This window comes from Archangium violaceum, from assembly GCF_016887565.1.
GTDB classification, from domain to species: domain Bacteria; phylum Myxococcota; class Myxococcia; order Myxococcales; family Myxococcaceae; genus Archangium; species Archangium violaceum_B.
On record NZ_CP069396.1, the window covers coordinates 1,679,060 to 1,693,268 of the forward strand.

8 protein-coding genes are annotated in these 14,209 nt (G+C 72.2%); 4 read left to right on the top strand and 4 right to left on the bottom strand.

Annotation, left to right across the window (positions count from 1 at the left end):
• Positions 1-2: 2 nt before the first annotated feature.
• From JRI60_RS07225 to JRI60_RS07240, 4 genes are read left to right on the top strand one after another with little or no spacing between them, the layout of a single operon-like run.
• The gene (locus JRI60_RS07225; RefSeq protein ID WP_204225111.1) at positions 3-986 is read left to right on the top strand and encodes an ABC transporter ATP-binding protein; all 984 of its coding nucleotides are present in this window, start codon (positions 3-5) and stop codon (positions 984-986) included.
• Positions 983-2,491, top strand: coding sequence for an ABC transporter permease (locus JRI60_RS07230; RefSeq protein WP_343213397.1), 1,509 nt, complete (start codon positions 983-985; stop codon positions 2,489-2,491). The genes JRI60_RS07225 and JRI60_RS07230 overlap by 4 nt, the downstream gene beginning before the upstream one ends.
• Positions 2,488-3,354, top strand: a complete 867-nt coding sequence (locus tag JRI60_RS07235; protein ID WP_204225112.1) for a DUF58 domain-containing protein — start codon at positions 2,488-2,490, stop codon at positions 3,352-3,354. The genes JRI60_RS07230 and JRI60_RS07235 overlap by 4 nt, the downstream gene beginning before the upstream one ends.
• A complete protein-coding gene (locus JRI60_RS07240) occupies positions 3,351-5,084 on the top strand; it encodes a vWA domain-containing protein (RefSeq protein ID WP_204225113.1) in 1,734 nt (577 codons plus the stop codon). The genes JRI60_RS07235 and JRI60_RS07240 overlap by 4 nt, the downstream gene beginning before the upstream one ends.
• A 157-nt stretch (positions 5,085-5,241) precedes the next feature.
• On the opposite strand, the gene JRI60_RS07245 is transcribed toward JRI60_RS07240, so the two are convergent.
• The 4 genes from JRI60_RS07245 to JRI60_RS07260 form a co-directional block, all read right to left on the bottom strand.
• Positions 5,242-6,264, bottom strand: a complete 1,023-nt coding sequence (locus JRI60_RS07245; RefSeq protein WP_204225114.1) for an AAA family ATPase — start codon at positions 6,262-6,264, stop codon at positions 5,242-5,244.
• Positions 6,261-9,203 carry a non-ribosomal peptide synthetase gene (locus tag JRI60_RS07250; RefSeq protein WP_204225115.1) on the bottom strand — a complete coding sequence of 981 codons (2,943 nt, stop codon included), beginning with the start codon at positions 9,201-9,203 and terminating at the stop codon, positions 6,261-6,263. Before JRI60_RS07250 ends, JRI60_RS07245 begins: the two co-directional genes overlap by 4 nt.
• Positions 9,204-9,265: 62 nt before the next feature.
• Complete coding sequence (locus JRI60_RS07255; RefSeq protein WP_204225116.1) at positions 9,266-10,138, bottom strand: phytanoyl-CoA dioxygenase family protein; 873 nt, start codon at positions 10,136-10,138, stop codon at positions 9,266-9,268.
• A gap of 90 nt (positions 10,139-10,228) precedes the next feature.
• Positions 10,229-14,203 (bottom strand): protein kinase domain-containing protein, encoded by a 3,975-nt coding sequence (locus JRI60_RS07260; protein ID WP_204225117.1) that lies wholly within the window; start codon positions 14,201-14,203, stop codon positions 10,229-10,231.
• Positions 14,204-14,209 lie beyond the last annotated feature (6 nt).

Consider the following 14,209-nt stretch of genomic DNA (forward strand, 5'->3'; position numbering starts at 1 on the left):
GAATGAGCCTGCTGGAGGTGAAGGGACTGCGGCGCGACTACGGCGCCCTGCGCGCGGTGGACAATGTGTCCTTCGAGCTGGAGGCGGGCACCATCCTGGGCTTCATCGGGCCCAATGGCGCCGGCAAGAGCACCACCATGCGCATCCTCGCCACCCTGGACACGCCCAACGCGGGCCAGGTGACGCTGGATGGGCACTCCCTGGTGGACTCCCCGGACAAGGTGCGGCCGCTCATCGGCTACATGCCGGACCGCTACGGCACCTACGACGACGTCACCGTCCACGAGTTCCTCGACTTCTTCGCGCGCGCCTATCGGCTCCAGGGCCGGGCCCGGACGAAGCGCGTGGACTCGGTGATGGAGTTCACCGGGCTGCTCCCGCTCAAGGACAAGCTCACCAGCGCGCTGTCCAAGGGCATGAAGCAGCGCGTGGCGCTCGGGCGCACGCTGCTGCACGACCCGAAGCTGCTCATCCTCGACGAGCCGGCGGATGGGTTGGACCCGCGCGCCCGGATCGAGCTGCGCGAGCTGCTGCGCGCGCTCGCGGACCAGGGCAAGGCGGTGCTCATCTCCAGTCACATCCTCACTGAGCTGGCGGAAATCTGTGACACCTGCGCCATCATCGAGCAGGGCCGGCTGCTGGCCACGGGCAAGGTGGCGGACATCCTCGCGCAGGCCACCGGGACGGCGGCGGCGGAGCTGTCGGTGCGCCTCTTCCCGGGCACGGAGGGCGAGGCGGTGTGGCCGCGCGCCGAGCGGCTGCTGTTGGAGCAGCCCCGGGTGAAGCAGGTGACGCGCGAGGGGGACTCGCTCCGGGTGCGGCTGGAGCACGAGGGGGGCACGACGGCCGGTGACTGGGTGGACGAGTCGGCGGCGCGGGTGCTCGCGGCGCTCGTGAAGGAGGGCGTGCCCGTGTGCGCCTTCAGCCACCGCGAGCGCAACCTGGAGGATGCCTTCATGCACGTGACGAAGGGGAGGGTGGCGTGAGCGCGACAGCCGCCGACACCGCGGGCACCGCCCCGCGCGAGGAGTCCACGCCCCGGTTGATGGAGCGGCTGGGCGATCGGCTCAACCCGCTCGTGGTGAAGGAGGTCCGCCAGGGCCTGCGCTCCCGCGTCTTCTGGGTGAGCTTCGGGTTGATGCTCCTGGCCTGCTTCATCATCTCCCTGGTGGCCTACGTGAGCGCGCTCGACGACGGCCTGTCCACCCTGGGCCGGGGCGTCTTCTTCTCCTTCTTCTTCTGCCTGGGCCTGGTGCACTTCTTCATCATCCCCTACGGCGCCTACCGCTCCCTGGCCCGCGAGCGCGAGGACGAGACCTGGGTGCTGCTCGTCCTCACCGGCCTGGGGCCCCGGCGCATCCTGCGCGGCAAGGTGGCTTCCTACCTGGTGCAGGCCGCGCTCTACGCCTCCGCCGTGGGGCCCTTCCTCCTCTTCAGCTACTACCTCAACGGCATCGACCTCCCCACCATCCTCCTCATCCTCGCGTTGGGGGGCTCCTGGCTCGTCTTCCTCACCGTGGTGGCGGTGTGCGCGGCCACGCTCGCCGAGGGGCGTCTGGGTCGTGCCTTCCTGCACTTCCTCCTGCTCGGCGTGCTCCTGATGGCCCTGGCGTACGGGCTGACGTCCGCCTTCGTCCTGGGCGAGCAGGGCTACCGCTTCCTCATCCGCGAGAAGGACCTCCTCTCCTTCGCCGGCTTCTTCCTGTGGGCCATGCTCACCTACGGGTGGCTGCTCTTCGAGACGGCCGCCGCTCGTCTGTCCCTGCCCACGGAGAACTACTCCCGAGGCCCCAGGCTGGCGTTCACCCTGCAGATGCTGCTCTCCGGCCTCCTCCTGGTGGTGCTGTGGATGGCCAAGGACCCCCGGACGAGCCTGGCCTCGGTGGCGAGCATCCTGGGCTCCTTCAACCTGGCCGTCGTCGGCATCTTCGTGGCCACCGACATGGACGGTCAGGCCCGGGCGCTGCGTGAGGGCACTCGGCCCTGGTCCTTCCTCCGCCCGGGCGCGCTGCGCGGCTTCCGGCTCGTCGTGCTGCTCCTGCTCTTCTGGACGGCGCTGTGCACCGGGCTCTTCCTCCTGTCGGAGCCGATGTTCGGCAACATGACCGACTCGTACTTCCTCCAGGTGCTCGCCGCACCGGCCTACGCGCTCCTCTTCCTCTCGCTGCCGCTGCTGGTGGGACGTCTGCCGCGCTCGGATCGGCTCGCCTCGCCCGCGGTGGTGCGCGTCCTCTTCTTCTCGATGGCGGGCCTGGCCGGAAGCGTGCCTCCACTGCTGTCCGTCCTCCTCGATCGGCACGTGGACGATCCCCTCCTCAATCTGCTCAACCCCTTCGTCGGGTTGGCGAACTTCGGCGACTACGACTACTCGCTGAACGAGCCGACGATGAACGTGGGGCTGCTCGCCTGCGTGTGGCTGGTGGCCGCGCTCTGCGCCTTCGCCACCGACCGGGCCCTCGTCGAGCGCGAGCGGCGGGCCCACGCCTCATGAGTCCCCCCGTGGACTTCGACGAGTCGGAGGTGGCCCGGCTGGCCCCGGGTCTCGCCCTCGCCCTGCCGCGCACGCCCCACCGGGGCCGCGTGGGCGAGGTGCGCGCGGCCTCGGCCGGCGCCTCGCTGGAGCTCCATGACTTCCGCGCCTACCAGCCGGGAGATGACCTGCGGCAGATGGACTGGAACGCGGTGGCGCGCACCGGCGAGCTCATCCTCCGCGTGCGCCAGGACGAGGTGTCTCCCCGCCTGGAGGTGCTGCTGGACGGCTCGCGCAGCATGGCCCTCTCCCCGCGCAAGGCCGGGTGCGCGCGCGAGGTGGCGCTGCTCGCCACGGAGGTGGGCGCGCAGCAGGGCCTCGGGCCCACCCTCCTGGTGGGGGGCTCCCGCCCGGAGCGGGTGCAGGGCCAGGTGTGCCGCTCCGCCCTGCGCAACGCCTCCTTCGACGCCCGGGATGACCTGTACGCCTCCCTTGGCCGTCTGCCGCCGCTGCGCCCGTGCGGCCTGCGCGTGGTGGTGAGCGACTTCCTTTTCGAGGCGCCCCTGCCGTCGCTGGTGTCCCGGTTGGCCCGGGGGGCCTCGGCCCTCTTCCTGGTGCAGGTGCTGGACGCGGAGGACCTCGAGCCCACCGGTGGTGAGGGCGCGCGGTTGGTGGACTCGGAGAGCGACGCGGCGCTGGAGGAGCTCCTCACCGAGGACGTGCTGGCCGCCTACGCGCGGCGCTTCGCCGAGCACCAGAAGGCCCTCACGGCCGCGGCGGCGAGGGCCCGCGCGGTGCACCTGATGGCCCCCGCGCCCCAGGCCCTGCGCGCTCTGGTGGCGGGCCCGCTGCGGCCCCTCTTCCTCCCAGCGGGGGTGGCATGAGCTTCGGCTTCCCCTGGGGACTGCTGGCGCTGGGCGCGCTGGTGCCGCTGGTGGCGGCGTACTTCCTCCGGCGCAAGCAGAAGCCGGTGGTGGTGAGCGCCCTCTTCCTCTGGCGCACCCCCAGCCCTCGCGCCGAGGCCGGCCCGCGCTTCGAACGCTTCACCCGCGAGGCCTCGCTGCTGCTGGAGGCGCTGGCGGTGGTGGCCGCGGCCCTCTTCCTCGCCGACGTGCGCCTGGGCGAGGACGCCCGGACGCGCCACCTGGTGCTGGTGGTGGATGGGAGCCTCTCCCTGTCCGCGCGCGGGCCCGACGCTCGCCCCGTGCTGGAGAAGGTTCGCCAGGAGGCTGCCCGGCGCGTGGAGGAGGAGAAGGCCACCCACGTGACGGTGCTCGTCAGTGGCTCGGTGCCGCGCGTGCTGGCTGGACCCGAGGCGGAGCCCTCGCGGGCCCTGGCCTCGCTGGAGTCCTTCCGCGCCCTCGGAGCGGACCACGACGTGGCGCCCACGCTGCTGTGGGCCCAGGAGCTCGCCGGCCCGGGCAGGCGCGTGCACTTCTTCACCGATGCCCCTCCCACGCAAGGTCTGGCCGTGCCCACGGCGGTGCGGTGGACGGCCCTGGGCGCGCCTCGGGACAACGTGGCGCTGGTGTCCGCCTGGCGCCGGGACGAGGGCTCCACGGCCACGGTGACGCTGCGGGTGGCGCGCTTCGGCGCGGAGCCTGGGGAGACGGAGGTGCGCGTGGTGGCCCGGCCCGGCCCGGGCGCGAAGGAGGGCACTGAGCGCCGCGAGCGGGTGGCGCTGCCCGAGGAGGGCGCGGCCACGCTGCGTCTCACCTTCGAGAATGCGGGAGACGTAGAGGTATCCCTGCCTCCGGACGCGCTGCCGGAGGACGGTGAGGCCCGGCTCCCTCCCGCCCCGGAGCGACGGGTACGCGTGGCGCTAGCGGAGGGCCTGGAGGCGCCAACGCGCTCGGCCCTGGAGCGCTTCCTCTCGGTGGCGCCCGAGGTGGAGCAGGGGCCCGGTGAGGGGGCGCTCGTGCTCGGCCCTCGGGGCACGGACGCCGGGGTGACGGTGGGCGCGAGCGGCAACGTGCGCACCTTCGTGGGCCCCTTCTTCGCGGAGAAGGGACACCCGTTGTTGGATGACGTGCAGCTGGGCGGCGTGCGCTGGGCCGCTGGCAGCGAGGCGCCTCCGGGCCGGCCGCTGATGACCGCGGGCGACGTGGTGCTCCTCTCCGAGGAGGAGGGCCACCTGCACCTCAACGTGGACCTCTCGCGCTCCAACGTGCAGCGCACCCCCGCGTGGCCCGTGCTGCTGGGCAACATGCTGCGCGAGGCCCGGCGCGCGAAGGAGGGTTTTCCCCGGCGGCAGCTCTCCCTCGGCGAGCCCCTGGCGGTGGTGACGCGGGCGGGTGCGCGCTACTCGCTGCAGGGCCCGGACGGAGGCCGTCCCCTCGTGGGCGCGGGGGCGCTGAGCCTGCCTCCACCCGCGGTGCCCGGGCGCTACGTGCTGGAGCGAGAGGGCGAGCCGGTGGACGCGGTGGAGGTGCTCGCGCTGGATGCCCGCGAGTCGGACCTGCGCGGGCGCGGCGAGGGGGACAGGCCCGCCGAGGCCGAGGGAGATGACGACGGGGGGGCCGCTTCTCCCGGCCGGGCACGCTGGCCGCTGCTGGTGCTGCTGGCCGCGCTGCTCGCGGACTTCCACCTCACCAGGCGCACGGACGTGAAATGAGAGGGTTGCGCATGCTCCCTCTCCCCCTGGGAGAGGGCGGGGGGTGAGGGTAGTCGCCTCCGTGTTCAGATTCCCGTGTGGACCTCGGGATGGGGAAATACCCTCACCCTAGCCCTCTCCCAGAGGGAGAGGGGACATACACGGCGGACACTCTTCATCAGGTGCTCGTCCCGGGCTCGAGGAGCGACTCCACCGCTTCCTTCGCCCGCTCGAAGCGCTCGTCCCATGAGCCGCTCAGCTTCACGTAGCGCCGGCCCCTCGAACGCAGGGCGTTCTCGCAGCGCTCCAGGAACGAGATTCGCTCGTTCGGCAGGTACCGCACCGGGTCCGCCACCCACGGCACGTCCACGTCCGTCAGCAGGTAGAGGTCATAGTCGCGCCGCTCCGCTTCCTGGCGGATGAACTCCGGACATTCCCCGAAGAACACCTCGCTCCAGATCGTCGTCGTCAGCACGTCGGTGTCACAGATGATCACCCGGTTCGCGCCGCGCACCAGCGCGTCCTCCGCCGCCACCTGCCCGCGCGCGATGCGCGTCATGTCCGCCAGCTCCATCTTGTCGGGACCCTTGTGCTCCAGCAGGATCCGCGCGTACTCGGGCACCATCACCGTCTCGAAGTGCTCCGCCAGCCGCTTCGTCAGCGTCGACTTCCCCGTCGACTCCGGGCCGAAGACGCACACCCGCCGCGCGAAGTAGGGCCGCACGCACCTCGGCAGGTAGCGCCAGTGTGTCCACGGATCATTGCGGATCGCCGTTCCGCTCACCGGCACCGCTCCCCGCGCGATGTCCACCGGGACGAACTCGGCTCCCAACACCTCCGCCAGCTTCGCGCCGTACTCCTCCGAGGCGAACACGTAGTCCGGTTTCACCGGCAGCACCCGCTGCAGACTGTCCCGCCAGATGTCCCAGAATTGGGGGTGCTCATGGGGATACTGCGGGTTCTCGTCCGTCAGGTGCACCACCCGCACGTCGGGGAAGAGCTCGCGCATCCACTCGTAGCGCAGCTCCCCCGGGATGGGCTCGGCCTTCAGCGTGCCCACCACCACCGTCAGGTCCTTCACGTACTCGCGCGCGAAGTCGACCAGGAAGACGTGCCCCAGGTGCGGCGGCATGAACTTCCCGAGGACCATGCCCGTCCCCTGGCGGGCCCCCCCCGCGACTCGAATGCTCTTCGTGCTCATGGTGTGCTCTCTGCTCGCCCGAACGTATATCGGAGATAGGTGTGCAGCAGTGCCTCGGTGACCGGCGGGCACTCGAGCCCCGAGCCCGTCAGCCCCGCGCGCGCGTGCTCCATGCCGAACTCCGCCCCCGTCGCCTGGAAGAGATCCATCGTCCGGTGCCGCTCGAAGGCTCCTCCGGACAGCCCCCGGCAGAGCGCCAGGTACGCGGCGGCCTCCGCCGAGTCCCCTCCCTCCCGGGAGAGCCCGGCGAGCCGCGCCCGCCACTCCTCCTCCGAGACGGTGGCGAGGGGGATTCCGAAGGAGCGCAGGGCCTCCACCAGCACGGGCAGCGACAGCGGCCGGGGATTGGCCAGGTGGAAGGTGCGCGAGGGCTCCGGTGGTGTCGCGTGCAGGGACAGGTGCGCCACCGCCGCCGCCGCGTGGTCCACGGGCGTGACGTCCACCGCCAGCCCTTCACCCGCGCCGCGTGGCACGCAACCGAGCGAGGCCACCCCGCGGAAGAACAGGGACAGGAAGTCGGTGGGAGAGGCGTGCCCCGTTCGCGTGTCCCCCGTGATGAGGCCGAGCCGGTAGTACGTGATGGGCCCCGCCTCGCCCCGGGCGGAGCGCAGGAGGTGCTCGGCGGCCCACTTCGTCTGCGCATAGCCGCCGAAGACACGCTGGGGTCCGCGCAGCTCGTCCGTCTCCTCCAGCCGCCCCGTGTTCCTGTCCGTGGACACGAACACCGAGAGCGTGGAGATGTGATGCAGCGACTTGCGCCTTCCCTCGGCCAGCAGACGAAGCACCTGCTCCGTGCCTCCGACGTTCGCCTCGCGCAGCGCGTGGTACGGGAGCACCATGTTGACCTGGGCCGCGCAGTGGTAGACGTGGCCCACCTCGCGGGTGAGCCGCTCCCACTCGCGCTCCCCCAGCCCCCACCGAGGGCGTGTCACGTCTCCCCGGATCGCCACCAGGCGCGCGGTCTCGTCCCGCGATGCCGGGGTGCCTCGTGTCTCCAGGGCGCGCAGCAGCCGCTCCCGGGCGTCCTGGTCATCCCGGCCTCGGACGAGGCAGCGCAGCCGGGCCCCGGTACGTCGCAGCAGCTCGTGGAGCAGCCGCGCGCCGAAGAAGCCCGTGGCTCCCGTGAGCAGGAGGTCTTCATCGGGAGGTGCCTCGGGCCGCTCCCGCGCCGCACGCAGGAGTGGTTCCCACTCGGGCCCCAGCGCGACGTCCGCGCGCAGCTCCTCCGCGCTCATGCCTCCGTCCTCGGCGGGCCCTGGATCGTCCGCCTCCAGGTGGGCCAGCAGCTCGGCGATGGTCGGGTGTTGGAGCATCGCCACCGGCCGCAGCGGCAGCCCGTGGGCCTCGGCCGCCGCGACGACCTTGAGCACCCCGAGCGAATCTCCACCCAGCGCAAAGAAGTCGTCCGTCACTCCCACGGGCTCCACGCCCAGGACCCGCTCCCAGAGCTCGCACAGCAGTTGCTCCCGCTCGGTGGTGGGAGGCACCGTGTCTCGCGACTCGCGTCGCGCCGTGAGTGGCAGGCGTGAGAGCGCTTCGAAGTCCACCTTCCCCGTCACTGTGCGGGGCAGGCGCTCCAGCGGCTCGAAGCGCTGCGGCAGCATCCATCGGGGCAGCACGCCCGCGAGGTGCGCGCGCAGTGTCTCCGGAGTCGGGGCCTCCCCAGTGGCTCGTGGCACCACGTACGCCACCAGCACGGGGCGCGCCGTGTCTCCCTCCGCCCCGAGCGAGCGCTGGAGGACCGCCGCGTCCTGGAGGCCCGGATGGCGCAGCAGATGCGCCTCCACTTCCTCCGGCTCGATGCGCAGGCCCCGCAGCTTGAGCTGGCGATCCACCCGGCCGAGGAACTCCACTTCCCCCTCCGCGTCCTCCACCACGCGGTCTCCCGTCCGGTACAGGCGTTCCCCGCCGCGCTCGATGAAGCGGGCCGCCGTGAGCTCGGGACGGTTCACGTACCCGCGCGCCAACCCCACTCCTCCGAGGTAGAGCTCACCGGGAGTGCCCGGCGGCACGGGCTCGCCCCGCTCATCGAGCACGTGCCAGTACATGTTGGGAATCGGCCGGCCGAGCAGCGGGCGCGTCCACGTCTCCGGATCGCACGCGCAGAGGCTGGTGCAGATGGTGGCCTCGGTGGGGCCGTAGACATTCACCACGCGCAGGTGCCGCGCCCAGAGCCGCACCCGCTCGGGAGGACAGGGCTCGCCTCCAATGACGAGCACGCGCAGGGTCGGGGGCCGTGCCTCCGGCTCGAAGACCCGCAGGAGTGACGGGGGCAGGTCCGCGTGCGTGATGCGCCACCCGGCCAGCAGCGACATCAGCCCGGGCCCGGGTTGGAGCGCGTGTGCGGGGGGGAGGCAGAGCGTCGCGCCGGATAGGAGCGCCGTGCCGATGTCGGACAGCGAGGCGTCGAAGCTCGTCGACAGGTAGAGGATGGCGCGGCTCGTCTCATCGAGCGCGAAGGCTCGGATCTGCGCGCGCAGCAGGTTGACCAGCCCCGTGTGCGGCACGAGCACGCCCTTGGGCGTCCCCGTCGTCCCCGAGGTGTAGATGACGTAGGCCAGGTCATCGGGACGCGGTGGCTCGCCCGGAGCCTCGTCGGTGGGGGCGCGCTCCGGGACATCCTCGAGCAGGACGACACGGGCCTCCACGCCCTCGAATTGGGGCTCCGCGCCTCGACGCGCCAGCACCAGCCGGAGCCCGCAGTCGCGCGCCATGAAGCCGAGCCTCGCGGCGGGCAGCGTGGGCTCCAGCGGCACGAACGCCGCTCCCGCGCACCACACCCCGAGCAGGGCGATGACGTACTCGGGGGACTTTTCGATGAACAGCCCGATGATGTGCTCGGGCCCGGCACCGAGCCGCCGCAGGTGCGCCCCGAGCACGGTGGCCCGATGGAGCAGCTCCGCGTAGGTGACTCTGGTGTTCTCCGACTCCAGTGCCACCCGGTGCGGGTGCGCGGCGGCGATGGCGCGAAAGTGCTCCAGGAAGGTGCCGGCGGGCGGGCTCAGGATGCGCCCCCAGCGGAGGCGGCGGCGGGAGGGAGGTAGTCCTCGAGCGCCGAGCCGGTCGAGCGGTTGTCCACGTCGGGAGCGCCGAGGCCCCGGCGGTGGTCCTCGAGGTGGACGACGCGGAAGTCGACGCTGAAGCGCGTGCGCCCCGACGTGTGCGGGCGAGTGCCGTGCAGGTGCGCCGCGGAGAAGACGAGCACCTCGCCCGCCCGGCACGCGAAGCCGAGCTCCCGCAGCCCCTCGAGCGGGACGGTGGCCGTGGGGTACTCGGCGTTCGCCTTCCGCTTCGGGTTCTGCCACCCCGCCTGGGCCAGCCACGTCCGGTAGTCGAAGGCGGCGGAGGAGTTGGGCACCGGCCGCTCGAAGGCCTCGGGGTAGAAGGTGAAGGTCTCCTCCTCGGTGGCATCGTGGAGCGCGAGCCACCAGTTGAGCTGCGCTCGCGGGTTGGCGTACCAGGTGTCGCGATGGACGAAGTAGGCCGGAGCGGCGGCGGGTATCTCATGCCCCCGGTGCAGCACGCCGCGCAGCCGGGGCACGTCGACGGCGTACTCGCCCGGCTCCAGTCCCACCGCGGCCAGCACCGCACGCGCCCCCTGGTGCAGCCGCGCATCCCCGGCCAGGACGCGGCGCACGCGTCCCAGTCGTTCGAGGTGCTCGGCCGGAGGCAGGTGGAACTGTGCCTCGCGCGCATCTCCCACGTCCCGGAAGGTCTCCGCGAGCAGCCCGTTCACCTCGCGCGCCAGCCGTAACGACGCCTCATTGGGCGCGAGCTTGAAGAGGGTCCCTCCGTAGAGCGCCCGACGGAAGGACTCGGGGTCGGACGGTGGATTCGTCTGGATGAGGATGGGAGAGCGGGTGTCCGGGCTCATGTGCGGGCTCCCTGAAGGAAAGCACAAGGCGGGTGGACCGATGAAGAGGTGGTGCCTGACCCGGGCGCCCCTGGAATTCACCACGGCAGGCTACGGGTCGAGGGTTTCGCCCCAGCGCTGGCGGGCCAGCTCGAGGACTCGGGCGTTCTCGGGAACCCGCCGCAGGAAGCACTCGCGGACGGCGGCGTCGGGAATGTCACTGGCGCGGGCACGTACGCACCTCAGGGCGCCCCGCAGGGCTTCCTCTCCTTCGGCGGTGGCGCCCTCGGCGAAGCAGGACTCGGCCAGCACCTGGAGCAGGCCCACCTTGGCGATTCCCTCGTCACCTATTGCCTTCAGCTCCCGCAGCGCGAGCTCCAACCCGTGGCGGGCCTCGGCCGGGCGTCCCTGGGCGAGCAGGATCGTCCCCAGCAGCCAGCGAGCCAGGGCGACGAAAGGCCCGAAGGGAGCCAGGGTCTCGCACGCCAGGCGCGCCTGGGCCTCGGCCTCGGTGACGGCGTCTTCTTCCGCCATCAACCGCGCCAACACCAGCAGCGCGGAGCCCAGGTGCACCCGGTTGGGGATCCGCGCCTCCACCCACTCGAGTGCCAGGGCGCGGGCTTCCTCCTGGTGGGCCGGCTCGGGACTGGCCGCCAGCACCTGCATCAGGTTGTGCCGCGCATGCGTGATGCCGAAGAGCTGCCCCACCCGCGTCGCCACTTCCATGCTCCGCCTCCCCAGTGCCATGGCTCCCTCGACGTCTCCGAGCGCCAGCAGCACCTGGGACTCCCATGAGAGGGCCGCCACCTCGTCGCGTTCCGAGCCGACCTCGCGGAAGGACTGGCAGGCCTTCCCGGTCCAGGTCAGCGCCTGCCAGGGTCCCCCCGTCAGGCACAGGGTGCGGAAGCCATGGATGACGCATCCCCAGCCGCGCACGATGGCGTCTCGGGTGATGAGCTCGGAGCCCGTGCGCTCCAGCCGCTCGAAGCTCTCGTCGGCCTCGGCGATGGCGCCCACGTAGCACGTCATGCACCCCATGAAGCACAGCGCGAGGTGGTAGGCGCCTCGGGCCTCCGGCTCCGGCTCGGTGTCGAGCAACCGCCGGTGCAGGGCGAGCAGGTGCTCCTTCTGCCCGCTCTGGCCGTAGCCCAGGCACAGCCCGCTGATCAGATGGCTCCACCGGGCCTCGCCCGGCTTCAGCCTGGGCAGCACGGCGCTTCCCACCTCGTGCAGGGTGGCGAAGTCGTCCATCCAGAAGGCCGCGGTGGCCCGCAGCGCATGCAGCCGCACCCGTGCCTCCTCGCCAGGACCAAGTCCCAGGGCCGCCTCCATGCACCGCTCCATGCCTTGCATGTCGTGGCGCTCGAAGAGCTGCTCGGCGGCTCGGGTGTAGAGGGGGATGGCGCGCTCGGGCTGTTGGCCCAACGCGGCATGCTCGGCGAGCACTCGCGGGTCGCGCTCTCCCGCGTTCTCCAACCACGCTCCCGCCACCTGGTGCCCGAAGCGCTTGTGGTTGTCGGCTACCAGCCCATGGGCCGCGTCCCGCACCAGCGCGTGGCGGAAGCGGTACTCGGCCTCGCCCGGGAAGCGGCTGTCCTGTTGCGGCTCCACCCATTCCAACTCCACGAGTTGCCGGAGCTGTCCGTCCAGCTCCTCGGGGGTGCGCTTGTCGCCGAGCAGCGCGCGCACGCCGCTGGACCAGAAGGTGCGGCCGTAGATGCTGGCGGCCAGCAACACCCGACGCGCCTCGGGCTCCAGCCGCATCAGGCGAGCCTGGAGCATGGCCAGCACCGTCTCCGGCGCGCTGCCCCCGCGTCCCTCGGCCACCCCGCGGATGAGCTCCTCGAGGAAGAGGGCATTGCCCGCGGCCTGCTCGACGAGCTGGTGGATGACGGAGTCGGGCACGTCCGCGCCGAGCACCTCGCGCACCAGGCGGGCTCCCGCCTTTCGACTCAAGCCTCGCAGCGGCATCGGCTGCAGGCGCCTCGATGACAGGGAAGAGGCGAGGAGCTGATCGACCTCGGGCCGGGCCAGGGCCAGCACCATGAAGGGTTGCTCGGACAGCTCCCGCAGCGCCTCGTCCATCAGCCGGAGGGTGAGGAGATCGCCCCAGTGCAGATCCTCCAGCACCAGGAGCACCGGATGCCGGGCGCACTCGGCCTGGAGGAAGGATACCAGCGCCCGGCCAACCTGGGCGCTCATCAGCCGCGGATCCCCCCGCGCCGCGCGCAGGCGTGGGCTGTGTTCGTCGGAGAAGGGAATGCCACACAGCTCTCCGAGGAACTCGGCCACCTCCCGGGCCTGGGCCGCGGGCAGCTGCTGGCCGAGACGTTGGAGCAGCCGCCCCCGGCGGACCTCGAGCGGCTCCCCGCCGCAGAGGCCGCACAGCCGGCGCAAGGCCTGGGCGAGCAAACCATCCGCCGAGCCCGCGCTCATGGGGTCTCCACGGCCCAGCAGCACCAGGGGAGGCGGCTGGTGGCGCTCCAGGCGGCGGAGGAACTCGTGGCGGAGCCGGGACTTGCCGGCGCCAGCTGGAGCCGTCACCAGCACGGCCTGTGCGGTGGACTCCTCCACACAGCTGGTGAAGGTCAGGTCCAGCAGCGCCAGTTCCTGCTCGCGGCCCACGCAGGGGGTGGGCTTGCCCAGGAGGGGGCGGGACTCGTCGGCGCCCGACTGCTCGCCCCTGAGCAGGAAGATGCCCGAGTCGTGCCGGGTGAGCAGGAAGCCGGGGCCGAGCAGCCCCGCCGTCACCTCGTCCAGCAGCACCGGAGTGGAGTCCGGGGGCAGCGACTCCACCTGGCGCAGCAGCAGGCCGGCGCGGTTCATGGCCTCACCCACGGGCAGGTGTTGGTCCAGGGTGCCACGGCCAGTGGTGAGCACCACGGCGGCCTCCGGCCAGCGCTCCAGCAGGGAGAGGGCACAGCGGGCGGCGAGGGCGGCGGGATCCGTGGCGGAGCCGAGGGAGGCCACCAGGGTGAGCACGAGGGCCCCATCGGCCAGCAGCTCCACGCGGGCCCCCTGGGGGGCCAGCAGGGTGCGCAGGGAGTCACGCAGCGCCAGACGCGAGTCCTGCTGCCCCGGGGCATGCCCGGCGGTGGCGCGTGGAGCGGCCAGCATCACGGTGACGAGCTGTTGCTCGGCATGGGTCAGGCAGGGCGGATGAGTGCCTTGGGGCACGGCGGCGCCAGGTCCCGCCTCCAACCGCGTCTGGAGGTCCTCCAGGGCGTTCATGAGGCTGGAGGCCTCTGGAGGCCTGCGCGCGGGCTCCTTGGCCAGCATGCGCCCGAGCAACTCCTGGAAGGCCGAGGGGAGCTGGGGACACAGCTCGCGCACGGGCACGGGCTCGGTGAAGAGAATCTTGGCCAGGGCGGCCATCAGGTGGGGCGCGGAGAAGGGGGGCCGGCCGGTGAGGCACTCGTAGAGGACACAACCCAGGGAGAAGACGTCGGCGGCGGGGGTGAGCTGCCCCTGGCCCGACACCTGCTCCGGAGCCATGTAGCCCGGAGTGCCGAGCAACATCTGGCTGGCCGTCATCGCGGTGGAGGGCTGCACGTGACGGGCCAGGCCGAAGTCCAGCAGCACCACGTCCTCGGGGTGGGCATGGCGCAGGAAGAGGTTGGAAGGCTTGAGGTCGCGGTGGATGACGCCTTGCTGGTGGGCCGCGGCGAGGGCCTCGGTGGCGCGGCGGAGAAGGGCGAGCGTCTCGTGCAGGCGCAGCGGCTGGTGGGAGAGGCGCTGGGCGAGGGTCTCGCCCTCCAACCACTGCATGGCGAGGAAGGGCAGCCCCTGCTCGGAGTGGCCGTGCGCGACATGGGCGACGATGCCGGGGTGGCGCAGGGCGGAGAGCACCTCGGCCTCGCGGGTGAAGCGCCGAGGAGCATTGGCGTCGGAGGAGGGATGCAGCAGCTTGAGGGCCACGCGCTGGCCGGAGCGGGCGTCGGTGGCGCGATAGACGGTGCCCATGCCGCCGTGGCCCGCGAGAGCTTCCAGGGTGAAGCGGCCGGCGATGACGGTGCCCGCCGGCAACGAGGGGGCCAATGGCGCGGGTGGCTCGGCCGGTGCCTGGCCGATGGGGCGACTGTCCATGAGGGC